General features: G+C 41.5%; 25 protein-coding genes and 1 rRNA gene (1 of these 26 cut by a window edge). 8 read left to right on the top strand and 18 right to left on the bottom strand.

The window, feature by feature from the left end; genetic code table 11:
* Positions 1-128 precede the first annotated feature (128 nt).
* The 10 genes from FBB35_RS34925 to FBB35_RS21095 form a co-directional block, all read right to left on the bottom strand.
* Positions 129-329 (bottom strand): hypothetical protein, encoded by a 201-nt coding sequence (locus FBB35_RS34925; RefSeq protein WP_254625644.1) that lies wholly within the window; start codon positions 327-329, stop codon positions 129-131.
* 30 nt (positions 330-359) lie between these two features.
* Complete coding sequence (locus FBB35_RS34920) at positions 360-1,079, bottom strand: ATP-dependent endonuclease (RefSeq protein ID WP_254625643.1); 720 nt, start codon at positions 1,077-1,079, stop codon at positions 360-362.
* Entirely contained in the window at positions 1,055-1,849 is a 795-nt protein-coding gene (locus FBB35_RS34915) for an AAA family ATPase (RefSeq protein ID WP_254625642.1), read from the bottom strand. The genes FBB35_RS34920 and FBB35_RS34915 overlap by 25 nt, the downstream gene beginning before the upstream one ends.
* Positions 1,850-2,092: 243 nt before the next feature.
* Entirely contained in the window at positions 2,093-2,611 is a 519-nt protein-coding gene (locus tag FBB35_RS21125) for a DUF177 domain-containing protein (protein ID WP_174711263.1), read from the bottom strand.
* A 147-nt stretch (positions 2,612-2,758) separates the two neighbouring features.
* Positions 2,759-3,301, bottom strand: a complete 543-nt coding sequence (locus FBB35_RS21120) for a R3H domain-containing nucleic acid-binding protein (protein WP_174711262.1) — start codon at positions 3,299-3,301, stop codon at positions 2,759-2,761.
* Positions 3,298-4,449 carry a membrane protein insertase YidC gene (yidC, locus tag FBB35_RS21115; RefSeq protein ID WP_174711261.1) on the bottom strand — a complete coding sequence of 384 codons (1,152 nt, stop codon included), beginning with the start codon at positions 4,447-4,449 and terminating at the stop codon, positions 3,298-3,300. The genes FBB35_RS21120 and yidC overlap by 4 nt, the downstream gene beginning before the upstream one ends.
* Positions 4,450-4,642: 193 nt before the next feature.
* Entirely contained in the window at positions 4,643-5,035 is a 393-nt protein-coding gene (locus FBB35_RS21110) for a PH domain-containing protein (RefSeq protein WP_174711260.1), read from the bottom strand.
* A complete protein-coding gene (gene rnpA, locus FBB35_RS21105) occupies positions 5,022-5,444 on the bottom strand; it encodes a ribonuclease P protein component (protein ID WP_174711259.1) in 423 nt (140 codons plus the stop codon). Before rnpA ends, FBB35_RS21110 begins: the two co-directional genes overlap by 14 nt.
* A gap of 25 nt (positions 5,445-5,469) precedes the next feature.
* A complete protein-coding gene (rpmH, locus tag FBB35_RS21100) occupies positions 5,470-5,604 on the bottom strand; it encodes a 50S ribosomal protein L34 (protein ID WP_012408291.1) in 135 nt (44 codons plus the stop codon).
* A gap of 105 nt (positions 5,605-5,709) precedes the next feature.
* On the bottom strand, positions 5,710-6,222 hold the full coding sequence (locus FBB35_RS21095; protein ID WP_174711258.1) for a DUF2808 domain-containing protein: 513 nt from the start codon (positions 6,220-6,222) through the stop codon (positions 5,710-5,712).
* Between the two features lie 762 nt (positions 6,223-6,984).
* On the opposite strand from FBB35_RS21095, the gene FBB35_RS21090 reads away from it, so the two are divergent.
* The 3 genes from FBB35_RS21090 (at position 6,985) to FBB35_RS21080 (ending at position 9,951) form a co-directional block, all read left to right on the top strand.
* A complete protein-coding gene (locus FBB35_RS21090; RefSeq protein ID WP_174711257.1) occupies positions 6,985-8,157 on the top strand; it encodes a Re/Si-specific NAD(P)(+) transhydrogenase subunit alpha in 1,173 nt (390 codons plus the stop codon).
* Positions 8,158-8,254: 97 nt separating this feature from the next.
* Positions 8,255-8,548, top strand: coding sequence for an NAD(P) transhydrogenase subunit alpha (locus FBB35_RS21085; RefSeq protein ID WP_174711256.1), 294 nt, complete (start codon positions 8,255-8,257; stop codon positions 8,546-8,548).
* Entirely contained in the window at positions 8,545-9,951 is a 1,407-nt protein-coding gene (locus tag FBB35_RS21080) for an NAD(P)(+) transhydrogenase (Re/Si-specific) subunit beta (RefSeq protein WP_174711255.1), read from the top strand. The genes FBB35_RS21085 and FBB35_RS21080 overlap by 4 nt, the downstream gene beginning before the upstream one ends.
* Positions 9,952-10,363: 412 nt before the next feature.
* Here the strand turns inward: FBB35_RS21080 and mutL are convergent, their stop codons facing one another.
* Positions 10,364-12,067: a DNA mismatch repair endonuclease MutL gene (gene mutL, locus FBB35_RS21075; RefSeq protein ID WP_174711254.1), complete on the bottom strand. Its 1,704-nt coding sequence runs from the start codon at positions 12,065-12,067 to the stop codon at positions 10,364-10,366.
* A gap of 158 nt (positions 12,068-12,225) precedes the next feature.
* Here mutL and FBB35_RS21070 point away from each other — a divergent pair, with 158 nt between their 5' ends.
* Entirely contained in the window at positions 12,226-12,561 is a 336-nt protein-coding gene (locus FBB35_RS21070) for a rhodanese-like domain-containing protein (RefSeq protein WP_174711253.1), read from the top strand.
* Between the two features lie 286 nt (positions 12,562-12,847).
* Here FBB35_RS21070 and FBB35_RS21065 read toward each other — a convergent pair whose 3' ends face one another.
* Positions 12,848-13,897, bottom strand: coding sequence for an adenosine deaminase (locus FBB35_RS21065; protein WP_174711252.1), 1,050 nt, complete (start codon positions 13,895-13,897; stop codon positions 12,848-12,850).
* 501 nt (positions 13,898-14,398) lie between these two features.
* Here FBB35_RS21065 and FBB35_RS21060 point away from each other — a divergent pair.
* Positions 14,399-14,608 (top strand): hypothetical protein, encoded by a 210-nt coding sequence (locus tag FBB35_RS21060; protein WP_041565457.1) that lies wholly within the window; start codon positions 14,399-14,401, stop codon positions 14,606-14,608.
* 290 nt (positions 14,609-14,898) lie between these two features.
* Here the strand turns inward: FBB35_RS21060 and FBB35_RS21055 are convergent, their stop codons facing one another.
* Both FBB35_RS21055 and FBB35_RS21050 read right to left on the bottom strand, forming a co-directional pair.
* A complete protein-coding gene (locus FBB35_RS21055; RefSeq protein WP_174711251.1) occupies positions 14,899-15,429 on the bottom strand; it encodes a pentapeptide repeat-containing protein in 531 nt (176 codons plus the stop codon).
* Positions 15,430-15,892: 463 nt separating this feature from the next.
* Entirely contained in the window at positions 15,893-17,287 is a 1,395-nt protein-coding gene (locus tag FBB35_RS21050; protein ID WP_174711250.1) for a TldD/PmbA family protein, read from the bottom strand.
* A gap of 310 nt (positions 17,288-17,597) precedes the next feature.
* On the opposite strand from FBB35_RS21050, the gene FBB35_RS21045 reads away from it, so the two are divergent.
* Together FBB35_RS21045 and rpsU are read left to right on the top strand one after the other, a co-directional pair.
* Positions 17,598-17,918, top strand: a complete 321-nt coding sequence (locus FBB35_RS21045; RefSeq protein WP_109007425.1) for an RNA-binding protein — start codon at positions 17,598-17,600, stop codon at positions 17,916-17,918.
* Between the two features lie 120 nt (positions 17,919-18,038).
* Entirely contained in the window at positions 18,039-18,230 is a 192-nt protein-coding gene (gene rpsU, locus FBB35_RS21040) for a 30S ribosomal protein S21 (RefSeq protein ID WP_069073774.1), read from the top strand.
* A 423-nt stretch (positions 18,231-18,653) separates the two neighbouring features.
* Here the strand turns inward: rpsU and FBB35_RS21035 are convergent, their stop codons facing one another.
* From FBB35_RS21035 to glyQ, 4 genes are all read right to left on the bottom strand, one after another.
* The gene (locus FBB35_RS21035) at positions 18,654-20,285 is read right to left on the bottom strand and encodes an IS1634 family transposase (protein WP_174708385.1); all 1,632 of its coding nucleotides are present in this window, start codon (positions 20,283-20,285) and stop codon (positions 18,654-18,656) included.
* A 455-nt stretch (positions 20,286-20,740) separates the two neighbouring features.
* Positions 20,741-20,905 (bottom strand): CopG family transcriptional regulator, encoded by a 165-nt coding sequence (locus tag FBB35_RS21030; RefSeq protein ID WP_114085124.1) that lies wholly within the window; start codon positions 20,903-20,905, stop codon positions 20,741-20,743.
* 731 nt (positions 20,906-21,636) lie between these two features.
* Positions 21,637-23,991 (bottom strand): ComEC/Rec2 family competence protein, encoded by a 2,355-nt coding sequence (locus FBB35_RS21025; protein WP_174711249.1) that lies wholly within the window; start codon positions 23,989-23,991, stop codon positions 21,637-21,639.
* A 374-nt stretch (positions 23,992-24,365) separates the two neighbouring features.
* Positions 24,366-25,304: a glycine--tRNA ligase subunit alpha gene (gene glyQ, locus FBB35_RS21020; protein ID WP_174713725.1), complete on the bottom strand. Its 939-nt coding sequence runs from the start codon at positions 25,302-25,304 to the stop codon at positions 24,366-24,368.
* 319 nt (positions 25,305-25,623) lie between these two features.
* On the opposite strand from glyQ, the gene FBB35_RS21015 reads away from it, so the two are divergent.
* Positions 25,624-26,943, top strand: a 16S ribosomal RNA gene (locus FBB35_RS21015); it runs 169 nt beyond the window's last position.

Raw genomic sequence — 26,943 nt, 5'->3', positions numbered from 1 at the left:
TTAGGTTTATTTTCAACTAGCCATTCTGTAAGCTTATAAGAGTGTTTAGTTTTTCTAAATTCCAATTTATTGTCACATAATTCTTGAAACATACTTTCAAGTATCTTTGCACCGTGAATCTTAGCTAACTAATTATTATCTGAAACTTCTTCTCTTTTTACACCTTGAAGCAGGTAGGATTTTTTCTGTTTTATTTTGTCAAGACATTCATGAACCTGAGTAATGTTGATAGGTATTTCTACCCATGTAGCTTCTTCATTGATTGTCACCGATATAGCTTCAGAATCAAGTAAATAATTCTCATACATAGGTAGGCGTAAAAAGCTCACGCCTCTGTTCTCTAATTCTTGAATCTTTGTTTATGTTTTACTTTCTCTATCAAATATAAATCCAATGGCTGGCGGAAACAGACTTGCTCCCGTTGTGAGTTTTTTGTAAATGTCAAAAACAAGGTCAGACCGTTTTCCATCCAAGAGAGCATCAGTGCTATTAACAGATAAAATTTTAATACCCATTAATGTTGTTCTTGCAACTTTCTCCAATATCAGTGGAAAACATTTCTCCTCAGTTTGCCCTTCCACCCAGAGAATACTATCAGCACCGAAAACGTCGGATAACCTAACTCCAAGTTCAGCTAAAATTTCGTTTTGTGACTCTATCTCTTTTGGATTTATTACTGATGCAGTTGTTTCACAATCTTGATATTGAAGCTTGATAATAGTAGATGGATTCGCAGATGCGATAATTTCTGGCGAATGAGTAGCAATAAAATATTGGTGCTGCGGAAATTGTTTAATAGTTTCTATAAGTTTTTTAGCTGCACCTGGATGTAAAAAAGATTGTGGTTCATCAATAATCAACGTTCTATGTTCTTCAGAAGAAACTAGAATATACAAAATAGCTAGTACTTGACTAACTCCACTTCCACAGGATGAAAGAGGAAGTGATAAATCATTTCTGTGAAGATTATCTGTATTCCAAACTAGTATTTCAACATTTGTATCATCTCTCATCACAACAGATATCCATTTTATTTCCGGTAAAATATCTGAAACTAATTTATTGAATTGATCAAACATTCCTGGAATTTTACCCTGCAATATAAAGAGTACTTCCGCAAGATTAGAACGTTTGATTTTAGGTTTATATCAGCTTTGCTCTCACATTTGCAAATCCCAATATTTAGACGTTCAGCCTGAAATCTATAAATACGATTTTGAAATTTATCAAATAGTTTATAACCTATGCTTTCTTGAATTTTTCCACTATAATTAACAAAATGTTCTTGTACAATGCCGTTTTCATCGGAATAAGAAGTAGTCTTTTCAATAACTATTTGGTCGCTATCATCATATTCAATTTTGTAAAAAACTTTCTGAAAAGCTTGTTTATATGATTCAAAATTAAGTAACTTTATTAAACTATTATTATCCATTTTTATATTAGGCTGTAAAAATAAACTTGTCTGTATAAAATCAGAATTTTCTAAAAAATCTTTAAATTGTCTAACAGCGTATTTCACAGATTCGTCGATAGCGCTCATATATTGATCATGATACCTATCTGGATCATATTCATATTTATCAGCAAGAAAATAACACTTCTCAGTTGCTGCTCTAGGAATTCCAATAATAGATAAATTTTTTATCAAATTTCGCAATTCTTCCTTTTCAATATGCAAAGTAATTTGTATTTTCGATTCTTCTTGTAGACTTGAAAACTTATTTGGTAAGGTCTTTAAACTTCTGTGAGGATGATTTTCAAAATTTAGTGTCAGTACTTCAAGTAAAGACGTTTTTCCTGCATTATTTCGCCCAACAATTATATTAATACCTGGTGAAAATTCCATTAGTCCAGAGTCGAGATATGACTTATAGTTAAATACTTGCAGCTTCTTGATAAACATTTGGTATCATTTATTGACTTAGTTAATTATATTATTGGCAATTTAACTTATTTTGCCAACTAAAACCGAAGAAACCCGGTCTTTTAGAGAAGCCGGGTTTCTATGGAAATGTCATAGATTAGCTTAGTAATTACTACATAAGTTGTAAAACTTAAACTGAAAAGTGATGCACTGTAATGCGTCTTACTATCCTGGAAGTTGCTTTTTCAGTGCTGCCAGAGAAGCCCAACGGTTATCGACTAAAGTTTCAGGACTATCAGAACTATCAACAGTAGTACTTACAGGAATACCTGGACAATTCCTACTGCATAATTGGCGCTGGGGTACTGCCAAGCACATCTGCTCATACAGCCATTCATTAGGATAAAAATAACCATCAGGTGGCAAGCTTTCAAGCAACTCTTCCATAATTACTTCCCGCTCTAAGGGCAAGTCATTTGCTTGATTTGCAGTTTCGTCTAACCAGATAATTTCTTTGGTATCAAGCCCTAAGCGGCGATTGTATTGCTGTAAGCATCGGTTGCAGGTACAAGTAATAATTGTTTCTGCCTGAGCGGACACTTCCAGGTAAGTGCCATGATGCTGCACGCGCACATGACCGCGAACTGGTGTCAACGTTTCCAGACCAGGCAGAAATTCCTTAACCTGAACTTCCTCTGTCCGCTCCGGGGCTTTAGTTAGCTGCGGAATATAAATTGCGTCCATAGGATTTGTGAGACATCCTCACGAAAATTAATGGTCATTACCAGCAATAATACTGATACTACATCTTTATTTTAGCTTTTAGGAACAAGAGAAATTTTGAAATTATATTGAGCTTTCAATTAACTCTTAACTCTTGTACAGACGCGATTAATCGCGTCTCTCCTGACTCTTAACTTCTTCCAAAGAAGCTGGTCGCACAACCAGATGACGATGCGGTTCTTTACCGCGACTGAAGGTTTCCAAATCTCCAAATTCCTTCAAGAAGGTATGGATTTGTCGCCTTTCAGCAGAACTGAGAGATTTAATTTCCACTTCTCTGCCAGAAAAGCGCACTTCATCTGCTGCTGCTTCTGCTAATGCGCGAATTTCGGCTTCTCTTTTAACCCGATAGCCATTCAACTCAATGGTATAAGAGGCTTGTTCCTCTGAGGGTTGGTTCAGGTTTAAAACCGAATTTGCTAAATACTGAATCGCATCTAGCACAGAACCATCAGTACCAATTAATACTTGGATTTGTTCTGTCGTTAAATTAGTTTGATCGATTGTCAACCAGTAATTATCTGGTTCTGGGGAATCGCTATCTTGAGATTGGGCAGTTTCTAAATGACCCTGAATCTCAACAGGCACTCCAGTGAGTTCCAGCAGGGTTTTTAACCACTGCTGACCTCGCTGCATCGAAATATTGCTCATGATCCCCCTATGGTCTTTTTCTTAGAACTTTTCGGTTCAAATGGCAATGCTTTTTGTTCGGTGACTGTTACTTCTTTCTCTTGGGTTTCTACAATTTTTTGTAGTTCTTCTGGTAGAGGTTCGCGGGAAAGAATATAAGTTTGTGCGGTTTGGAAAATATTACCAATCACCATATACATCAGCACCCCGGCTGGTAAGGGGAAGAACAAGAACATCCCAGAAAAAATGACTGGAGTGATTTTGTTAACTGTATCTTGCTGCGGATTACCACCACTGGAATTTTGCCCAGAAAGCATTTGGCTGACATAAAGGCTGATTCCAAAGAAGACGATCATAGCAACAATATCCCAGTGGATTGTGCCATCTGGATCTTGTGCCCCAACCCTGCCCAAAGCATCAATAAATAAAAAGCCTTTTTCTGCTGCTAATCCGGGAATTGTTCCTTGAATGCTAACTTCTCCAGGTTGCAAGGCTTCTACATTGCCATTAGCATCAATTTTTATCCGATCTTCTCCTTTGGTGACTTTCCAATCAGGAACTAGCTTATTTTCTGGGTGTTCTGCTAAAAGTACCTGAAAGGGTTTGCCCTCAACAGTCTGATATTGGATCTTAGTTTGTTCTCCCACAGCTAGTTTGTTACCACTGGGCAGAATTGCAGCTACTTTAACGTGTTCCCCATCCGCAACATAAATATTTTGGGGAGCAGTAGCAAAAGCTTGGGGTTGAATTTGTTCGATTTGTTCTGCGGGAAGAATTTGCAGGTTAACGCTGTAGTTTGCACTTGCAAAAGGCGAACCCCGCAAAGTGGCAAACAGTGCTAATAAGACCGGCATTTGTACTAGTAATGGAAAACAGCCTGCTAAGGGGTTGCCAAATTCTTTTTGAACATTGACCATTTCCTCTTGCTGCTTTTGCGGTTCATCCTTATAGCGCTCTTTAATTTCTGCCATCCGCTTCTGCATCAGAGGTTGTACAATTCGCATCTTCCGCATGTTGCGAATTGAGCCAGCACTCAGGGGATAGAGCGCGAAGCGGACTATCAATGTCAAAGCAACGATCGCCAATCCGTAGCTCGGAAATATACCATAGAAGAAATCTATGATTGGCAACATCACGTTGTTCGAGAGAAAGCCGATACCAAAATCCATTATTCTGAATTCAACCTGAGGTACTGTAAACTGACTGAATCTAATTTATCTAAATCATAAATTATGTGCGACTACCCTTCGCTACGGATAGCCGCACATTTAAATGGGGAATTGGGAATTGGGCATTGGGAATTGGTAAATAACAACCAATAGTTTTTCTTCCCCTGCCCCCTGCTCCCTGCCCCTCTGCTCATCACTTGTTCGCAGTGGCGCTATATTCGGGATTTTTCGCAGCAATTCTTTCGTTGATGTAGTCATAGACTTCGCGGAATTTGGGAATTGCACGCAATTCGAGACGACTGCCGTTTTTTAGGGTTAGTACCATATCTCCCCACAAGCCAATGCCACGGGGGATTGTAACGACTTTGACAATTTCTGAGTAAATTATGTCAGTGCGATCGCGTCCCTGCCAACCTCCGCTCACCGTAACTCGGCGATCGGTGATGCGGAAACGCAGCCACAATGCTCTGACAATTGCCCCGACTGTTAATGGTATCCCGACAATGGTTAGTCCAATCAATAGGTTGACAATTAAATCCCCAATATGGGGGCCACCTTCATAATAAACATCTTCACGAATTCCCATCGAACACCTCAGCTTGTGCCAACAACTGCTCTAATTCTTGCAGAAATTGTGGGCTTACGCACTTAGATTCTGCTGCTGTAGGTTTGACAATCAACACTAACCGCCATCCTGGTGATAATTTGGGCAGCAAATTATGTAAAGCAGAAGTAATTTGCCGTTTGATTCGGTTGCGAACCACTGCCCTTTTGCTAACTTTTGTACTTATGGAAATTCCAATCCGCGTGCTGGCAAGAGTTCTTAAGTCAATTGGTTGTGTAGTCTGAGTGGCAGTGTCCAAAGAAGGTTTTCTTGAAGACAACGGCTTTAAGGCTCTCAATGTTAAATAAGAGCCATTACGCCGAATTCCTTCCCGGAAAACTGCCTGAAAATCCTTGCGGGATTTTAGCCGATTTGCTTTAGGCAAAGCCACAGATGCTCTTTCAACTCAATATGCCCTAAACGCTCAAACGATGACGACCCTTCTTTCTCCTAGCTCTGATAACGTTTCTGCCATCTGGTGTCCGCATTCTGGCGCGAAAACCAGAGGTTCTTTTTCTCTTACGGCTAGTACCGCCTAGTGTTCTTTTCATACTGTTCTCCTCTTAGGTGATTTTTATAAAAACTCACAATCTCTAACTGTATCACTTTTTTAGCGAATTGGCAATTTGGGCATTGGTTATATCCAATCAGCACTCTTAATTGATGCTCAAAATCCATGTTCCCATGTAGCGCAATAGTGGTACATCACCAGGGGAAAGCACTTGACAGTTAAAGTAGTAAACTCCGCCAAAGGATGGGTTTTTCACGTTAGATAAAACTACCTCAACTGCGGTACCTGCTGGTACAGGCTCTTGGGGATAAATATTAATTAGTTTACCTTCTTTGTCCCACTTAACCTCAGAAAGCGGAACTGCTTTGCCTTTGACTCGGACTTCAATTTTGTTCTGGTCAAAAGTTCCTTTGTAATAATTAGGGTAGGTAATGGCAAATTGACCAACAGCCAATTTCATTCTTTGGGCTGGAATTCTTAGTATATATCGATCCCAGCCGTTGGCTTGTCCACCAAAATCTAATCGGAAGGGCAGTTGATTTTCGGCTTTAACGCCGCTAAACAGCGTAAACCCAGGTAAACTTTGTGCCCAAGTCAGGACTGGAAATCCAGTCACTAAACAGCTAGTCACGGCTAAAGCGGAAAGTAAACGTCGCATAATTTGAGCTTCCTCTACCAAAAAATAAATCTGTTATCTAAAATAACCGTGTGTTAGTATTCGTTACTAAAGTTTACTACTCACTTCCTGACAATTGACGTTCAGTAACAACAAAAAGTGCCATCCTCTCTGATGTTTAGATAGTGGTAAAATTACTTAGCAATAAATTTTACATGCAAACAATTTACTTCATTACCCTTATAGAGTGCTGATTTGATGACTAGGTTGGTCAAATTTTGAACTCAATAGAAACACTGTTAGGATTGGATTGTGTTTCTAAATATGTATAAGTGTATCTAAATTTGAGAATTTTGTTATAAAAATTGAGGCGTGCTATCAGCGTTCGCCAGTTAAGTTGGGCTAAATTGATTAAAATGAGTTGGAATCAAAGTCGTAATCATTAAAATTTGATTGGGAAATTATCAAGCTTTCAAAATTCGGTCAATATTACTCTATAAGAAAGGAATACCAAAATTTCTCAATCCCGAAAACAAGCTAAAGATAAAGATGCAAAATTTGGGAATCAATTTAGGATGTGCAATACGTAACCCTGTTTGCAACTATCTGAAAATATGACATCTGCGAGCGGCAAAGTCAGGCTTTGCCTGGAGAGCTAGGAGTGGGAGAGGAAAGATTCAAGGTTCAATCTACAAGTAAAATTCATGGCTGATTTTGCTGCCTAACTACTATGAGTGCGGGATATCCCTCATCTAGACAATCACTTACTTGGCAGAGATTAGGTATTTATCTTCAGGAGATTTCATGAGAATAGCAGTTGCTAAAGAAATTGAAGTTTGTGAACGTCGTGTGGCATTAATTCCTGACACCGTTGCTCGATTGGTAAAACAAGGTTTGGAAGTGTGGATAGAAGTAGGTGCAGGAGAGCGATCATTTTTCAGTGATTCTGACTACGAAGCCGCAGGAGCTACAATAATCAGCGATACTGCCAAATTATGGGGCGAAACAGATATTCTGCTGAAAGTCAGCCCACCACAAGAACGAGAAGATGGACGCTCAGAAGTTGATTTGTTAAAGGAAGGGGCTGTATTAGTAAGTTTCCTCAATCCTTTGGGAAATCCTATTGTGGCGCAGCAACTAGCAAATCGCAAAGTCACAGCCTTGAGTATGGAAATGATTCCCCGTACTACCAGGGCGCAAAGTATGGATGCTTTGTCCTCACAAGCTTCATTAGCAGGTTACAAAGCAGTATTAATTGCGGCAGCTGCATTACCGAAATATTTCCCGATGTTAACTACAGCCGCAGGGACGATCGCACCAGCGAAAGTATTTATTATGGGCGCTGGTGTAGCGGGGTTGCAAGCGATCGCCACCGCCAGACGTTTGGGAGCAGTGGTAGAAGCCTTTGATATCCGTCCCGCCGTCAAAGAAGAAGTGCAAAGTTTAGGGGCAAAATTCGTTGAAGTCAAACTAGAAGAAGAAACCGTCGCTGCTGGCGGTTATGCCAAGGAAATTTCTGAGGCTAGTAAACAACGTACTCAAGAAGTTGTCGCCGAACACGTCAAAAATTCTGATGTTGTGATTACCACCGCCCAAGTTCCTGGGAGACAAGCGCCACGGCTCGTTACAGAAGAAATGGTGGCACAGATGAAACCCGGTTCAGTGATTGTGGATTTGGCTGCTGAACAGGGTGGTAACTGTGCCTGCACCGAACCCGGCAAAGATATTGTATGGAATGGTGTAACAATTATTGGCCCCATCAATCTCCCATCATCGATGCCAATTCATGCCAGCCAATTGTATGCCAAGAATGTAACTTCATTGATGCAATTGCTAATTAAAGACAAAGCTTTGCAAGTGGACTTTAGCGATGACATCGTTGATGCAGCTTGCGTTACCCATGCTGGTGAAATTCGCAATCAGCGAGTGCGGGATGCGCTACAAGCTTTGAATACTCAACAACCGGCGGTTAATTAGGGATGAGGGAGATGAGCAAGCAGAGGGAGATAAGGGAAAATAACTAATTCCCAATTCCCCATTCCCAATTCCCACTTATAAAAGGAGTTTTGATTTCATGACAGAGGCATTACTTGCTGCTTTGTTTGTATTTGTGTTGGCATCTTTTATCGGCTTTGAAGTCATCAACAAAATCCCACCGACTCTACACACACCCTTAATGTCAGGCTCAAATGCGATTTCGGGCATTGCGGTACTGGGAGCAATAGTTGCTGCTGGTGCAAGAGACACAAATGTATCAGTAATTCTTGGCTTGATTGCTGTGGTATTAGCAACAGTCAACGTTGTAGGTGGTTTTTTAGTGACAGACAGAATGTTGCAAATGTTCAAGAAGAAGGAGATTAAGGCGTGAGCGACTTTTTACCAACTGGCATTCAGCTGACGTACTTAGTAGCTGCATCGTTATTCATTCTGGGCTTGAAAAAGCTGGGATCGCCTGCTACAGCGAGGAACGGTAATATTGTAGCGGCTGTAGGAATGCTACTGGCGATCGTGGCGACAATGCTCGATCAGCACGTGTTGAACTACGAGATGATATTGTTGGGCTTGGCAATTGGATCGGGAATTGGTGCGATCGTTGCCTACAAAGTCCAAATGACCGAAATGCCCCAAATGGTAGGTTTACTCAACGGTTTGGGCGGTGCGGCATCTGCACTCGTAGCCGTTGCCGAATTCTGGCGGTTACTGAATAGTTCTCAGCCAATACCCCTAGATGTGAACATTTCCATGCTATTGGACGTGTTAATCGGTGGTGTTACCTTCACTGGTAGTTTTCTTGCCTTTGCCAAATTGCAAGGTTTAATTAGCGGTTCCCCAATTACATTTCCATTCCAGCAACCATTTAACCTCTTGCTTCTGGGTGCTTATATAGTAGGCAGTGCCTATTTAATCATCACACCAGATAGCTTACCCATATTCTTGGGAGTGGTTGGCGTTTCATTGGTGCTGGGTGTGATGTTCGTCATCCCTATTGGTGGCGGTGATATGCCAGTAGTAATCTCGCTGTTGAACTCCTTGTCAGGTGTGGCAGCTGCAGCGGCTGGGTTCGTGGTGATGAACAATATGTTAATCATCGCTGGTGCTTTGGTAGGAGCATCAGGCTTAATCCTCACCGAAATTATGTGTAAGGCGATGAACCGCTCCTTATTTAGTGTGCTGTTCAGCGCTTTTGGTACAGGTTCTAGTTCTGGTGGTGCTGCTGCTAGTGGTGGTGCAACAGATCAAACTGTCCGTAGCATCGATCCTGAAGAAGGGGCAATGATGTTGGGTTATGCCCGTTCTGTGGTAATTGTTCCTGGTTATGGTATGGCAGTTGCCCAAGCCCAACATAGCGTCCGGGAATTGTCAGATCAGCTAGAACGGATGGGCGTTGATGTCAAGTATGCCATTCACCCTGTTGCTGGAAGAATGCCGGGGCACATGAATGTATTGCTGGCAGAGGCAAATGTGCCTTATACCCAGTTGTACGACATGGATGATATTAATCCCCAGTTTGAACAAGCAGATGTGGCTTTAATAATTGGGGCAAATGATGTAGTAAATCCGGCGGCGCGGAGTGATAAAAATAGCCCGATTTATGGTATGCCGATTTTGGAAGTAGATCGGGCCAAGCAGACGATTGTGATTAAGCGCGGAATGAGTACGGGTTTTGCCGGTGTAGATAATGAGTTGTTCTACAAGGATAAAACGACGATGCTTTTTGGTAGCGCTAAGGATATGGTGGCGAAGTTGGTTTCGGAAGTGAAACAACTTTAAGAGAAACGAACCGCGTTCGCGTAGCGTCTCGCAGAGAAGGCGCAAAGGGCGCGAAGTAAAGTATTAAAGAGTTTATTTGCCTTGGGATTTAAGAATCTTAAGGCAATTTTTTATGAAGATATCTAAATGATTAATCTAGTCTTGAACATATTCATATATCTTTTTGTTACTCATTGTGTTTTTACAAATTGTAACTATTGGTTGAAAAGGCAGGGTAAGCGCATCTAATTTTGTGCTTTAAAATACAGATAATTTTACTAGAGTATAAATTAAGTACGTCTAATTTGATCATAAAATATGTTAAATGGACATTAATTTGTTAAAGGCGACATTAATCTGTTAACAGGGACAAATAATTTAGTTAATGTACAACAACAGAAATTAGGTAAAAGAGTCTTACTGAAAACATCAATCAAATTCCATGACTTTTACCAATTACCCAATTACGCCGGAAAAACCGGGCTAAAGCTGATTCTTCTAAAGATAAATAAATAGGCCGTCCGTGGGGACAGGTGCGAGGGTTGCGAGTGCGTTGCCAATTATCTAAAAGTGTTTGCATTTCTTGTTGATTCATGGGTGTACCATTACGAATGGCACTGCGACAGGCGACAGCTACTTGGGCTGTTTGTAAGTCGCCTCCCCAACTAAGTTCTAAAATTGCTTCTGCACAGTCGTCTCTCAGTCGCAAAGGTGCGGGGATGTTTCGCACTGCCCAAAGTTGTTCGCCAAAGGGTTCTATTTCTAAACCGATGCGTTGCAGTTGCAATACTTGCGCTGGTGACAATTGATAAAGAATGATTGGCGGTTCGGCGGGGACAAGTTGCCAATCATCACATAATTGCTCATACAAAACTCGCTCATGAGCAATGTGCTGTTCTACCAACCACATACCACCTGGATGTTCCGCCACAATATAGGTGTTGCTAACTTGAGCGACAGCTTTTAAGGAACTAGAATTTTTGGGATTTTCATTAGGATTTTGAGGATTGAAATTGTAGCCGCCTTTGGCTTCTGTGGCTTTGAGTAATTTACTAACTCGTGTTGTGTGAACAGCTTCTTTGAGATTGGGAGAAGAGATACTGAGCGCTTGGTTAATTGCTTGGGTAATTTGCTCTTGCCAATAGATGATTTCGTTGAGGTAAATTTCTGTTTTTGCTGGATTGCGATTCCAGTTAATTTGATCGGGGGAAATGGCAAGATGTAAGAAACAAATTGGATAGCGATCGCGTGGCAATGTTCTGTGAAATGCTGATAATATTGTTTGCTCTAGTTCTGGTGTCTTAACCATCCGTCCATTAATGGCTACACGTACCCAATCTGGACGATGACGATGACAGCGATCGGGTAATCCTACCACTAAAGTGAGTGCTGAGTGGGGAGTAGGGAGTGGGGAGTTAGGAGTTAGAAGTTCTGAGTTTAATGGGTTGGGTATTTCGAGTTTGACTTCTTGCAAATCACCTTGTCGCACTTGGGGTAAAATCTGCGGTAACAGTTGCCTAGTTGTCGCAGCCGGAGAGATGGTGAACCATTGACGGTCATTTTGCCAAATCTGCCAGGTGACGTGGGGATGACACAGGGCGATTTGGTGAATTGTAGTTTGCACGGCTTTCATTTGCTGTGCGACTGTGGGCAATCCCTGACGACGTGATGAGCAATTACCGAAAAGATTGGAAACTGTCACCACTGTACCAGGTGCGATCGCAGTTACTTCAACTTGCACTACTTCCCCACCATCGCCATAGCTAATCCGCCATCCTAATTTTCCACCCACAGGACGGCTCAAAATTTCCAAATCTGCCAGAGTTGTTAAGCTGTGTAACGCCTCACCACGAAACCCTAAACTGTTAATTTTCCATAAATCAGCACTAGAGCGAATTTTACTGGTGCTGTGAGCTGTAGCTGCTTGTTGCAAATCATCTAGGTTCATTCCACAACCGTTATCTGCCACACGAATTCGCCATTGCTGGGGCCATAAAGAAACCACAATTCGCGTTGCACCTGCGTCTAGGGAATTTTCTACCAATTCCCGCACCACAGAAGCTAAGGAGTCGATGACCTCACCAGCTGTAATAAGATATACGACTTCTGTTGGTAGAGCTTGAATAGTAGATGCCATAAATTATAGTTTATAGCTTCTGGGGGTAAGGGAAGTAGGGAGAGATGAGAGATTATTTTCAGCTAGCTAGTTGCAAATTATTAACTTATTACACTGAAAACTCAATTAAAAGGCGATTTTTGATAAATTGCTTGTGAGGTTATAAGCAGGAAAAGCTTATGAGTAATAATTTAGTTGCTGATGTCCATGATTTAAAGACCCGTTTGCAATGGGGTCAACCAGGTTTTACAATTGTAGATGTGCGCGATCGCCACACCTACAATCACGGTCGGATCAGTGGAGCAATACCCATTCCATTAGACGATTTGGCATCTAAAGCCAAATCTGCCCTACATAAAGAACGCCATATCTATATTTATGGCGACACTGATGAGCATACAACCCAGGCTGCACAAATTCTGAGAGGGGAAGGGTTTGTTGAAGTAGCTGAAATCAAAGGTGGCCTTTCAGCTTGGATTTCAGCCGGTGGTGCTACAGAAGGTGTTGGCGCTTAAACTTAACCCAGGCATACTAATCATCTAAGTCTATTTATTTCATCATTGCTGGTTTTTTGTACTGCACATTAGACTTCTAGCAAAAATCAGAATTAGCGAAAAATTAACCACAAATAAACACCGATGAATTATCTGTGAACATCTCTGGTTTAATTTCTAAAACATTGTTTTTGCAAGATATCTATTGTGCATTACAGCTTTCTCTACAGCATCATAATAAAAACCAGTGATGGCAACATTAATTAACATTGAATCACCTTACTTTTTGCTTATCTTTAGGTGGTCGTTAATTACTATCTCTTGTTGCCAAAACTTTAGGTGGTTCGGGTTTGAGCAAACCGTTCAACAAGGATGCAGGACGTTCACTGTAAGGCCAAGCGAAAGCATGACGGAAAGCAGCATCCTGGCAAGCTTGGAGTTGCTCAAAACTAATGATGTCGTAAGTTAAGAGATTTTCATACTCAAACGGTAGACGCACATTGTGCAAACCAGCATTATCAGTACAGATAGCAATATCTACCCCAGCATCAAAACAACGGTCAAAAACTAATTTGAGTTGACGTATATCCTGCAAAGTACCAGTTTTTATGTAAGTTGTGGGGCAAACCTCTAAACACTGTCCGCGTCTAGCTACATCATTAAGTAACTCTGGATACAGTAGGGGGATTTGAATACCGTGACCGATTCGCATAAGATAGGGTAACAGTTCGGGGTAACAACCAGCGGTGGTTTCATATAGATGTCCTGTGGTTTTAACGCCTAGCGATCGCGCATAATCATATAAGCTAATCCATTCTTCTAAGCGATCGGCATAATAGCTATCACCCCCTGCGACATCGACTGCACAGACATACTGCTTATTTTGTGCCGCTAAATCAACAATTGCCTTGTTCACCTCATAAGGTAGGCGGGTGTGCATACAGAGAATTTGGCTAGTAACAATCGGATGTTCTGGCTGGTGGCTTGCAAGTCCTACTACTTTCACAATTTCTGCCATCTTGTCAATTCTGTGTGATTGATTCAGATGTTCAGGTGTCCGCAAATAGGGAGTGTAGCGCAGTTCCAGATAAGCCAAATTTTCAAAAATGTAGGCACCCCGTACTAAGCGATAGATAAAGTAAGGCAAAGTATCAACTGTTTGCACACTTTCTACCAAAGTGTGTAATTCTAGATACTCATCCAGGGTGTTGCGTGGACGGGTGTAAAAATCTTCAAATTCTGAATAGTCAGCAAAACGGGAAATCAACTCTGAAGAATGTCGCTCGAAATATCGCCATAGAACTCGTGGTACGACAGAACCGCCCAGATGTCTATGTAATTCAGCATATAAAGCCATAGTGGTATTTTTAGGTAAAAATTTCAATAATTGTAACAAAAACATAGAAAGAAAAAATCTTACTCGCAAAACAAAAATTTAGAGCAGAGTGGAGATTTACCACCATCTGAATTTTCAACCCAAGTCTTACTAACTGAGATTTTGCTCGTTCCCATACAGAATATGAGAACAAAATAATAAAAAACCAAGCTTTTTGAGGGAAAGGCGCGAAGCACACGCTACGCGAACAAGGTTTCAGGTTTTCAATGCGTAAGTCCTGCTTATGCCGTGCTGTACCAGATGCTGCAAGAAGGTCGGTATTTATCCTTGTTTTCTGAAAATCCAGCATTTAATAGAGTTTTGAGGATAAATAAACTTGACATTATCAAGATTAAATTGATAACATTTAAAACCCTTAGTTTTTGTGTTATACTTAAATAAATATTTAAATTGTTGAGCAGGTAAAATGTAACAATATATTTTATTTTAGCTAAACAAAATCTTGGGCGAGGTTGATATTAAGTGAAAATTCAAGCGTTGGATGTCAAGGCTGGCGATCGCATTATTGCTTACTGCAACAACAAAATGCAAACCTGTAAGGTAAAACGCATATTAGATCCGGGTCAAGCTAATATCACACTATCAGTATTCACCTCTGAAAATTATCGCGGTTGCTCAGTTTCATCTATAGTCCGCTTCCAATCGAACGCCTTAGTTGATTTGGTAAGTTAAAAATCAAGAAAACATTCAATCTCAAAACTGTCTCTAGCTATTATTATCCAGCCTGAAGCTGGATTTAATTTATCTTAAATGTGCAATGCCTACGCACATACAAATTTGTTAATTCTCATTGGAGAATTTCTCATAAAAAATAAGTGATGCTACACCAGTCAAGACAATAGCAATAAACTGACTCAGTAAACTTTAGCGGAGATTTGATTGCTTTTAGACAATGGGCTTAAGCCCATTGTTTACTCTGCTAGTTATTTTTCAAATCATAAGCCATGTTAAAGAAATTAGATTTAAGCATTCTTATCTAGAATGGTTCCTTCTATATTGGCTCCATCCAAATTTGCTCCGCTCAAATTTGTCTGGTTCAAATCTGCTTGGGTGAGATTTGCCTGGGATAAGTCGGCTACAGTTAAGTCTGCACCACTCAAATCGGCTCCATCTAAATTCGCCGCTATCAAGCTTGCTTCCTGCAAATCCGCCTCACTCAAGTTAGTTTCAATCAACTTAGCAACCGTCAAATCAGCTTGACTCAAATTAGCTCCTTCCATTGCTGCTCCATCCAAGATAGCTCCATCTAAAATAGCCCCGCTTAAGTTGCTACCACTGAGGTTAGCATTAGTCAAATCAGCTCCATTTAAGTCTGCTTCAATCAAACTGGACTGGGCTAAATTAGCATGACTCAAATTAGCTCCATCTAAAATAGCTCTATCTAAAATTACATCACTGAGATTGGCTTCCCTTAAGTTTGCCTCGCTTAAGTTGACACCAGTAAAGTCTCTGACACCTGCGGCATAGTTTTTCAGGAATTGATCTGCTTTCATATCTGTCGCTGTGCTAAGGAACGCTTAATTAAGGCTATAAAAATGACTCAAACAAAGCACTATGTCTCCAGTACGCGCAACGGAGAATGGGTGTGGTAGATAAAACTAGAGTAAATATGAAATCAGCTTTATATATATTAGTTATCCTCTATTACTAGCGCTACTACCTAGAGTTATGAGTTATTTTCATACTTGGGAGGGATGTTGAGAGATGAAAAAATTTAAGCATTAGTTTAAGGCGATCGCTATACTCATTTGTGGATGAACCACCGGGATATGGCATGAAAAAAGAGCCCTGAGCTTTAGAACATATCAAAACCTATATGCGTAACGTCGCTTTCTGGCTAGCAAATGGATTTAAACTGAGGCATTCTTTAGTGAGACTAGTAGCTTATCAATTTAAGCTTGACAGACTACTAAAAACCTAAGTTTACTCAGAGTACCAGTTATAGCAGTGGGTAGTTCAGACTTCACCACCAACTACTACATCTTGAATTCGGAGACTAGGACCACCACAACCCACTGATAACCCGTTTTGTCCTCCCTTGCCACAACCGCCGGATTCATCCCAATAAAAATCATCACCAATTGCCTCAATATCCGCTAAAGTTTGGAATACATTTCCCGAAAGCGTTACATCCCGTACAGGTTCAGCAATTTTGCCGTTCCTAATCATCCAAGCTTCTCCGGCGCTAAAGGTAAACATCTCACCATTCGTCATTCCACCCAACCAATTACGGGCATAAACTCCTTCTTTGATATCAGTGAATAAGTCTTTAACTGGTGTTTTACCCCGTTCAATCCAGGTATTTGTCATCCGCACAATGGGAGTAAAGTGATAATTAAGACATCTGGCATTACCAGTAGGCGCTTCCTCCAATTTGCCAGCAGTTTCACGAGAATGTAAACGTCCAACTAAAACTCCATCTTTAATTAGTTGAGTAGTTGTAGCAGGTGTACCTTCATCATCGTAAAAATAGCTACCACGATGTCCCTCTGGGGCTGCACCATCAAAAATTTGGAGTTCTTCTGGGCCAAACCGCCGTCCAATGGTCATAACTTCTAACAAATCAGGATTTTCGTAAGCCATATCAGCCTCAGAAAGATGTCCAAAAGCTTCATGGACAAACAAACCCGTGAGAATTGGGTCAATGACTACGGTATAAGTATTGCCTTTGACAGGTGGTAAAGATAAAGCCGCGATCGCTCTTTGAGCCGCACCCTTTACTTGTTCATCCAAATCAGTTAAATCTTCGTAAGCTTTGCGAGAACCAGTAGTTTCCCGTCCAGTTTGTACGGTTTCGCCATTTCTGGCAGTCGCGGCAAAGCGCATTTCCATATCCACCCAAGATTGCTCGATCAAAGTTCCTTCTGAGGTAGCAATGATCACTCTTTGAGCGCTGTCACCATAACGCACTGAGGTAGTGGTAATGCGGTCATCAATACTTTTGAGCAATTCAGTATAGCGATCGCACAATTGTTTTTTCTTGGAAAGTGGGATTTTTCGGGGATCAGTGCCTTTTAGGGGTAGAACGCATACTGCTTGCACCGGGTCAATGGGTGCAAGTAAAGTTTCTTCATCACCAACCATTCGCGCCGCAGCGATCGCTTCTTCTATCCGATCCTGAATTGTCCCCAGTTGGTTAAAGCAGCTTAATCCCCACCCACCCTTATAACAAGCGCGAATATGTCCACCAATGGAGATACCTTCACTGAGGGTTTCTACCTTGTCGCCACGCAACAAGATATCAGTCCCTTCTGCTTCTTCAAGGCGAATCATCAGGTAATCTACACGCTCACAGTAGCGGGCGATCAGATCAGAAAGTAAATTCTGTGCGTCAGCAAGTGTACTCGGCATTTCCAGGTAGTTACAATGACGAACTGCATTTATTTTGCAATTATTTGGGCAATTTTTGCTACTCAATGTTAAAGTTGCCTATAAATTCATTACCTAAAGGATGTTTGAGAGGGTGAACTGCGATCGCTGACTCTTAGTGCTTCCTTTTTTAGGATGGGTAAGAACTCAAGGATGTGCTAAGGTAGTTAGGTGAGAATAAAATTCGGTTACAGCGTTTGTTTTTAGTATTGACAGGCTTTTCCCTTTTGGTCTTAACAAGCTTGTCTCCGAAATCTAAATCTCTACACACCTATGATTTTGGAGATAACGCATGTCAATTTATGTAGGTAATCTATCCTACGAGGTCACACAAGAAGACCTTACATCTGTTTTTGCTGAACATGGTTCTGTAAAACGCGTTCAGTTGCCTACTGACCGTGAAACAGGCCGCCCACGTGGCTTTGCTTTCGTAGAGATGGGCACAGAAGCTGAAGAAACAGCTGCCATTGAAGCTCTTGATGGTGCTGAGTGGATGGGACGCGACCTTAAAGTCAACAAGGCTAAACCCAAGGAAGACAGAAGTGGTTCCTTTGGTGGTGGTGGCGATCGTCGCGGCGGCGGCGGTGGCGGATACAACCGAGGACGCTACTAAGGTTTAAAATCAAAAATTAAGTTTTAACGTCTTAAGGGCAGAATCATTATCTGCCCTTTTTGCGCTCCGATCTACTGGATGCTTTGAAATTGCCCAGTACCAATTAAGTAGGAGATGAAAATGACCCAAGTATTTGTGGGCGAAAATGAAGGAATTGAATCGGCCTTGCGTCGATTTAAGAGAGAAGTTTCCAAAGCAGGTATTTTCCCAGACATGAGAAAAAATCGTCACTTTGAAACCCCTTTGGAAAAACACAAGCGCAAAGAAGTTGCAAGACACAAACAACGTAAGAGAAATTTCCGTCGCAATTGAAAACAAGCGATACCTACGATAAGCGACAAGAACGCACTCTCTGATTAAATTTTTAGCTGTTGAAAGGGCGATCGCTGTACTCCTGGATGTGAATCGAAAGAGTAAGTTTTGGTAAAACCATTACTGATTATGGGATGGGCAATGTAAATAAAGATGTGTCCCCCAATTGACAAAAACTTGTTATCGTTACTTCCGGGCTAGCGATCGCTACGCTAACCTTAATATACCTGGCTAAAAAATTTATTTTTGATATTCCCTTATTAGTCAACCAGACTTTTAAGTGTCTATCTTGAAAAGCGGCATTTTAAATTTTGGAATTTCCTACAGACTTCTACCCGAACGGCATAATCGCGGCTCTACTGAGCCATCACCGAACGTCTTACTCAAACGTTTGAAAGTTGAAACCCACATTCCGCAGGTATATCAGGTGAGAAGATAATATTTTCGGCAAGGCGCACCAAGAAATTGGAGAATCCATCGTCGTTCGTCAGTAAGATTGGTAATGTGTTGAAAGCCAGCGATCGTTACCAGATGAATCGACATGAAACATTGAAACACCCACCGCATCGTAGGAGAGGCAGTTGGTTTACCCAATTGATTGTTGATGGTTTGTTTTGCTTGAGCTAGAGCTTGGCGTAACGCCCGTTGTCCCAAAGTGTAAACTAACAAGCATAGACCCATGACCATTGCTAAAGCAGCAACACGTTCTTTCGAGTTGAGAAAAACACTGCTGGTAAAAAATAAAGGGTCTTTGAGAAAACGAAAACCACGCTCAGTAGATTGCTGGGCTTTGTACTGCTTGAGTAAGTCATCATTGCTCAATTGTTGAGCATCAAGAACATTGGTAGCCAAAATAAAACGCCCGGCTCGTTGTTTTTCAGTGGCAATTGCTAGCTCGTTAGGTACAACAGTCGCACGAATTTGATAGTAACACTGTTGTGGTTGAGCATCTTTACGTGGTCTGCCTGATTTGGCATGGCGTTTGTGTTCGATAATTTCTAGTTCAGCAAGTTCATGAAAGCGTTGCTGAGCCTCAAAACGCCCTGAAGCCTGTATCGCGTCTGCGGCACAAGCAAATTCTTGTTGTGACAACTGTCGCAGTTGAGATTGTGCTTGTTGGAGGTGCTTAGTCAGACGTTTTTCCAGTTGCTTTAAATCTGCTGCGGCACGAGCTTCACTTTCCACCACTAGCCAACGCTGTTTGACTCCACCATAATCGCAGCAACACTCTGCTATTCGGTAGCCTGTGACTATGCTATCCACAAAAGCTTCCTGACTCATTTTCTCCAAGAGTAATTGGGCAGTAGTCAGTGTGGCTGGAACTCGTGATAGCCATCGCAAAGAATCCATTTGTTTAAGATTGCCTTCGGTGTAGAGTGCTGCATCCGCTACAAACAAAGCATCTATTTCCCATTGGTGACGAAATTCTTTCAAGATTTGAGCAAACACGGCTGAGTCGGCTTCATTCCCATCTGCCACTCTTAGATTTAGATATAGAGGAATATCCCCGTCTCCACTGCACATCAGGTCTACAATAAACTGTTTCAGGTCTGGTCGATGATCTCTTGAGTATCCTTTTGTGATTGTTATCTCTCTTGGCTTGCCTGAACCTTCTGTTGAGTTGTTGGTATATTCTCCATGCACATGAAACGAACTTGAATCCAAGTGTAAACTGTCCTTTTCCACCCCAAACTTCTTGGCTGCTGCCAGTGCTACTGTCACAAATACTTGTGTTAATCCCGCTTCATACAGTTTGTCCAAGACTCTGCCCAAGCGGTCATCATTCAAGTGTTCTGGACTTATACCTTCCCCTAGTAAATGCTCTGTGGCTTTGCCTACAAAGAACTTCTCAAATAGGTATAGTGGCGCACTTACTAAACCCAAGCCATTGAGAATCATTGCTTTGACTGCTTGACCTGAACTGACTATTTCTTGGTGATGTGTTCCCAGTATTTGGTTGATTTGCTCTACCAAACACATTTGATCAATAATCCCTGCCACTATCCCACAGTGGTCAATATCTTGTACTCTTATTTCTGATACTGATGGTGTCATTCATCAAAAATATCATTGATCTCCTCTCTTACCTGCGGAATGTAGGTTGAAAGCTTCAAAATTCAAAATTTAAAAAACTCTGAGAAGAAGCGAATTTAAAAGCGAGAACAATTTTATTATCCTAACGACGATTATTTACGCTCACTTACTTACCTTGATTGAGTAATTTTTAACTCTAGAGAAGCTTGGGCAGGAATACTGTTGCCCCTGCCTCTAAACTCCCCTAATGATTTTCCTAGAAAATGCTAGCACTGATACTGAGAGCAAAGCCGATTTATGGATTCACTTATAGGTGAACTATTATCTCAAAACCGTCCATATTGGGCATAGCTAAGTGTTCAGTTGCTACCTATAGCGTATGTTTTCAGGGAAATAACTAATAACCCTGAAATACTTATTTCACTCCCTAATTAGATGTGATTATCATAATTTTGTTTTTTGTTTAGGATGATTTACTAAGTTTGCAAGCCTTTTTCCTCCTGAGTAGCAAGAGAGCGAATTAACTCCCGAATCACATCAGTTGCTGGTCTGCCTGTTATTGAACAGTATTGTTCAAGCTTCTGTGCCTCGCTTGATGTGAGATTGATGGTAAGTCGTTTAGCAGCCCATTTTTTATTCATATAGTAGACAGACAAGCTATATTTTTAAATTACTTCTCTAATATCAATCATTTAAGATGCTACTACAATGGTATAAGTAATGACATCTATTTCAAGTGATCGTAAAGTAAGATAGATGTTTTTCTAAGCAATAGTAAAAAAGTATGGTTTATTCTCAAGTATGAAGTTTAACTATTTTTAGAGCAAGAATTATAAGCACAATGTAAAAGAAATATTTAAATAAGTAAAAATAAAATAAGTATTTCCACTACTGTCAGATTTAAAATAATTAAGATGATTTGGTTTTATAAATAATTAAGTCTAGTCCATGATTTCATTAAAAAATACTGTGTTTTAATTGAAAGTAGTTAGTGCTAGTCCAATACTGCTTGGGGTTTTGCATTTTTAAATCGGAAGTGAGTTCAGGGAAAGGTTAAAGGTTTTTTCTTTCTCCCTTTTACCCAAAATCCAATAAGTATTGGGTGTCAGTCAAAGACCAGACTGGCATAATGTAGGCGAATGTGAAACTTCATTAAGTACTAACTAGGCTGTAACCTATAAAACTCATCTTTAGCTAATCTTGCCTAAGAAGAAATGAGTAAGTATGCGTAAATAATTATCATTGGGATAAGGTAATAGGCAAAAATCAATAGGTATAAGGGTTTTAGCCTATTTCATTTTTCTTTACATAGTTTGATTTTATTGTATCAACTTGCTTATCGTGCTTTTAAAATTCCTGAATTGTGAGTTTTTTATAAGATAGAAGATTTGTTTTCTGCTGCTTCAATAAACGCCTCAAACTGACCATCAGGTGTCCATTGAATAGCCCCATCACGTCCCGTAAAAAATAGTTTAGTTTGACTTTGATTTAGTTCCGATAAAACCTTTGGATCAAAGTTAACAGAAGAAGCGATCGCCACTTGTGGTTGAAGAGCAATAACTAAATCCTTTAATGACTGAGCGGAACACCACAGGACTTGTGGACGAGGCAAGCTCCCATTTTTAACTAATTGCTGTACCTCTTTAGACTTGACATTACCGACTAATAACCAATTCTGATCTAAAATTTGCAATTGTAAGATGGGTAATTGAGCGTTGATTAACTGCGCCACTATTGAACCCGTTTTGACAGCTTGACCAACTGCCATTGGTTGATAAAATCCCTGATGCTTTTGTAATTCTTGTTGAATTGCCTGAGTGGCAATAGAATTTTCTGGATTGGGGGAATATTCATAAAAACTTTTGATTGGTAAACGTTGCAATAATTCCAACCAAGCATTACTTTCATTGCCTTGAAAATCAGTTGCGATCGCCCAATTGATTTGGTTTATACCCTGCTGTTGTAAAAACGGTAGGATTGTGAAACGTCCAGTCCCTTCATCACCACTATTAATTACAGTTACAGTTCCTCTATCTTGAACAACTACAATTGGTTCCGTACCAGATTCTAATACCGTTATCCTAAACAATGTATTTGTAGAATGCCAAAGCGGGATGAATACTAAACCAATGGCAATCACATTAGCAACCCACCACCGTCGCTGCCACCAAGGAACTAGCCAAACCAGTATAATCAGTAAATAAATCGTCAAAAGCTGCCAAGTGGATATACTACCTACAGCAACAGAATTTCCTGGCAGCTTGCTAAAAAACTCCACTAATTTAATTAGCCCGTCTGTCGGGTAATGTAACACCGATGCAATGAAGCTTCCTGCCTGAGTCCAAATTAAACCTACTAAAGCACTAATGATTCCACCTATACTAATGATCGAAATTAATGGAGTACTAACCACATTCAGCAACAAACTATAAGATGGTACAACCCCAAATACAGAAAGTTGTACAGGTAAAGTCCAAAGAGTCGCAGCAAGGGGAACGGCAATTAAAGAAGCGATCGCAGGTGGTAGCCATGCTAGGCGATCGACTAATGCTGGTACTGTTACGATTAAGCCCAGCGTTGCTAAAAAACTCAATTGAAAACCTAAATCCCAAATCCATAGAGGATTAAACACCAATAACAAAGTTGCTGCTAATAGCAATGATCCGAACTGTTTTACCTTCCTTTTTAATAGCAAACCCACTAATGCCGCAAAACCCATAATTACGGCTCTGAGAACCGCAGGTTGAAAACCTGTTAAACTTAGAAAAATAATTAAAGCTAAAAAGCCAAGGGTAAATTGCGTTGCTTTTTTTGCCCGTCTGGTTAACTGTAAGATCACGCTCAATATCAAAGAAGTTTGGAATCCAGAAGCTGCCAAAGCATGAGCTAATCCTGCTTGTACAAACAAATCGCGGATATCGTAGGGTAAATCAACAGCTTTGCTTCCCAACACCATTGCACTCACAAGAGGCCCTTCAGGAATACCCAACCACCGAACTTGCGATCGCACAATTCGCTCCCGAATCTGCCACCATCCCCATTTACGTTCCTGATCCAAAACATTTATTTGTCGCCCAATCAAACCAGCAAATGTTCCTTCCTGCTTCAGAAACTTTTGAAAATCGAAACCACCAGGATTGGAAGCCGCTTTTGGTTTGTACAAAATCCCAGTCACAGCAATTTGTTGACTAGGGTATAACCCAGTGGCCTGAAGTATAGGTACTGTCACATACAATTTGCCCGTTACTCCTTTTGGGACACCTGCTGAACCTTTTTCATTTTTGACCTCATCTATCTGAGTTGCTTCCAGCCAAAATTGTCCTCGCTGACTGCGAGTTAAGCGAGGATTACTCGCCACTTCCCCACGAACAATCACCAGTTGTTCTTGATTACTGCTATTTCCAGGTGGAACAAACTGACTAATATCTTTTGCACCTGGTTGCGGCACTCGCCATTGAAAATATAGAGTTGCCAATAATCCTACTAAGCCAGCAGCTATCCATATTCGAGGATGGGGATTAGTTTGCCAGGTATTAGGCACTGCCTTATTTTTACTTCCAGCCTTTTCTGCTTTTTGGGCAACTTGTTGTGAACTGGTGCGTCTTTTAAAAAGAATTGCTCCCACTATCCCCAGAACCAAAATCCACACACCACCCCAAGGAACTGCTGTAAACAGCAACCCAAAAATGTAGCCAAGACAAATAATTACACCACTGGTTTGAATCATAAGATTTTTTGTAAAAGCACCTGACACCCAGAATTCGCAGCTGACTTAAAATAGCTAGAGTAGCAATAGAGGAAAATTGGCGTTGCTGAATTTGGCAATGAAATTCAAAAATCAAATATTCCAAACTCTTATTATCTGCGGCTGGAGTACCTCTGCGTAAGCTTTTTATCTCTTTAATAGGCATCTTTGAAAGATTTTGATGCCTGTGGTGAAGTATAGTCCATCAAGTTTATACAAACAAAGCCCGCCTGTGCGGGCCTTATCTTGTAGCCTTAATCTTCCAGATTCAAGATTTAACGGTATTTCTGACCTTTAGCAATAGCTACATGATTAATGATATGCCTAGCTTATTAGAATGCAAAATCAAAGGTTTGCTAACCTGCGGAGGCAGATTTCGTCTGTGTAGCCGCGACTTCTACTTGCCCAACAGGTATGACTGGTTTTAAATCTTTGAGCAACGGAAAACCCAATTTCTCCCTTTGCTCTACATATAAATGAGCAACCTTCCTAGCCAAATGCCGAATCCTGGCAATATAACGAGTTCTCTCCGTCACCGAAATTACACCTCTAGCATCCAGCAGATTAAACGTGTGCGAACACTTCATTACATAATCCAAACTGGGTAACACCAAACCTTTCTCCGTTAACTGAGTAGCTTCCTGCTCATACAAACTAAACAGTGTCAGCAGCAATTCAGGATTAGACGCTTCAAAATTATATGTACTCTGCTCAATCTCATTTTGCAGAAAAACATCACCATAAGTAATATTGTCCGTCCAATGAATTTTAGTAATTGCCTCCACTTGCTGGAGATACATTGTCAGCCGCTCTAAACCATAAGTAATCTCAATCGACACAGGACGGCAATCAATTCCCCCACACTGTTGAAAGTAGGTAAATTGAGTAATTTCCATCCCATCTAACCATACTTCCCATCCAGTACCCCAAGCTCCCACCGTTGCATCTTCCCAATTATCCTCTACAAACCGAATATCGTGGTCTTCAGGACGAATACCTAAAACCCTTAATGAATCAAGATAAATCTCCTGGATATTATCTGGCGAGGGCTTAATCAAAACTTGGTACTGATAATAATGTTGGAAACGGTTAGGGTTTTCTCCGTACCGTCCATCCGTTGGGCGACGACATGGTTCAACATAGGCAACAGCCCACGGTTCCGGCCCCAACGCTCTTAAAAATGTCTGCGGATTCTTAGTACCAGCCCCCTTCTCAATATCGTAGGGCTGGGCAATGAGACAACCGCGCTGACCCCAGAAGTGATGCAACAAAGTTATTACGGATTGAAAATTCACGGTTCCCCCATCCTTAGTTGGCACAGTGCATAAACCATTGTTGCCTAGAAGGCGTGGATGTGGGGAGTTTGAGGGGACAAAGAAACAGTCCAAAAGAATTTTGGAGAAAATAGTTGACACAAGGGGGTGTGTTCGCTATATTGAATAAGTGCCTGAAGCGGAGAGCTTAAAAGCGACCGCGACAAGGGATACCGAACCTTGAAAATATTATAGTTTGAAAGCGATTATACAGCAAGTGTATTGCGTCAAGCAAATAAAAATAACTAAGCTGAAGTTAAAAAAGAGCAGCTGAGTATTGAGCTAATAAAGCAAACACTTCAAAACGGAGAGTTTGATCCTGGCTCAGGATGAACGCTGGCGGTATGCTTAACACATGCAAGTCGAACGGTGTCTTCGGACACAGTGGCGGACGGGTGAGTAACGCGTGAGAATCTGGCTCTAGGTCTGGGACAACCACTGGAAACGGTGGCTAATACCGGATGTGCCGAGAGGTGAAAGGTTAACTGCCTAGAGATGAGCTCGCGTCTGATTAGCTAGTTGGAAGTGTAATGGACTCCCAAGGCGACGATCAGTAGCTGGTCTGAGAGGACGATCAGCCACACTGGGACTGAGACACGGCCCAGACTCCTACGGGAGGCAGCAGTGGGGAATTTTCCGCAATGGGCGAAAGCCTGACGGAGCAATACCGCGTGAGGGAGGAAGGCTCTTGGGTCGTAAACCTCTTTTCTCAGGGAAGAACACAATGACGGTACCTGAGGAATAAGCATCGGCTAACTCCGTGCCAGCAGCCGCGGTAATACGGAGGATGCAAGCGTTATCCGGAATGATTGGGCGTAAAGCGTCCGCAGGTGGCAATGTAAGTCTGCTGTTAAAGAGTCTAGCTCAACTAGATAAGAGCAGTGGAAACTACATAGCTAGAGTACGTTCGGGGCAGAGGGAATTCCTGGTGTAGCGGTGAAATGCGTAGAGATCAGGAAGAACACCGGTGGCGAAGGCGCTCTGCTAGGCCGTAACTGACACTGAGGGACGAAAGCTAGGGGAGCGAATGGGATTAGATACCCCAGTAGTCCTAGCCGTAAACGATGGATACTAGGCGTGGCTTGTATCGACCCGAGCCGTGCCGTAGCTAACGCGTTAAGTATCCCGCCTGGGGAGTACGCCGGCAACGGTGAAACTCAAAGGAATTGACGGGGGCCCGCACAAGCGGTGGAGTATGTGGTTTAATTCGATGCAACGCGAAGAACCTTACCAAGGCTTGACATGTCGCGAATCTTCTTGAAAGGGAAGAGTGCCTTCGGGAGCGCGAACACAGGTGGTGCATGGCTGTCGTCAGCTCGTGTCGTGAGATGTTGGGTTAAGTCCCGCAACGAGCGCAACCCTCGTTTTTAGTTGCCAGCATTAAGTTGGGCACTCTAGAGAGACTGCCGGTGACAAACCGGAGGAAGGTGGGGATGACGTCAAGTCAGCATGCCCCTTACGCCTTGGGCTACACACGTACTACAATGCTCCGGACAGAGGGCAGCAAGCATGCGAATGCAAGCAAATCCCGTAAACCGGAGCTCAGTTCAGATCGCAGGCTGCAACTCGCCTGCGTGAAGGAGGAATCGCTAGTAATTGCAGGTCAGCATACTGCAGTGAA

It is taken from the genome of Nostoc sp. TCL240-02 (assembly GCF_013343235.1).
In the GTDB taxonomy this organism is placed as follows: Bacteria; Cyanobacteriota; Cyanobacteriia; order Cyanobacteriales; family Nostocaceae; genus Nostoc.
The sequence above is the reverse complement of the archived record's forward strand: the minus strand, read 5'-3'. Positions and strand labels throughout refer to the sequence as shown.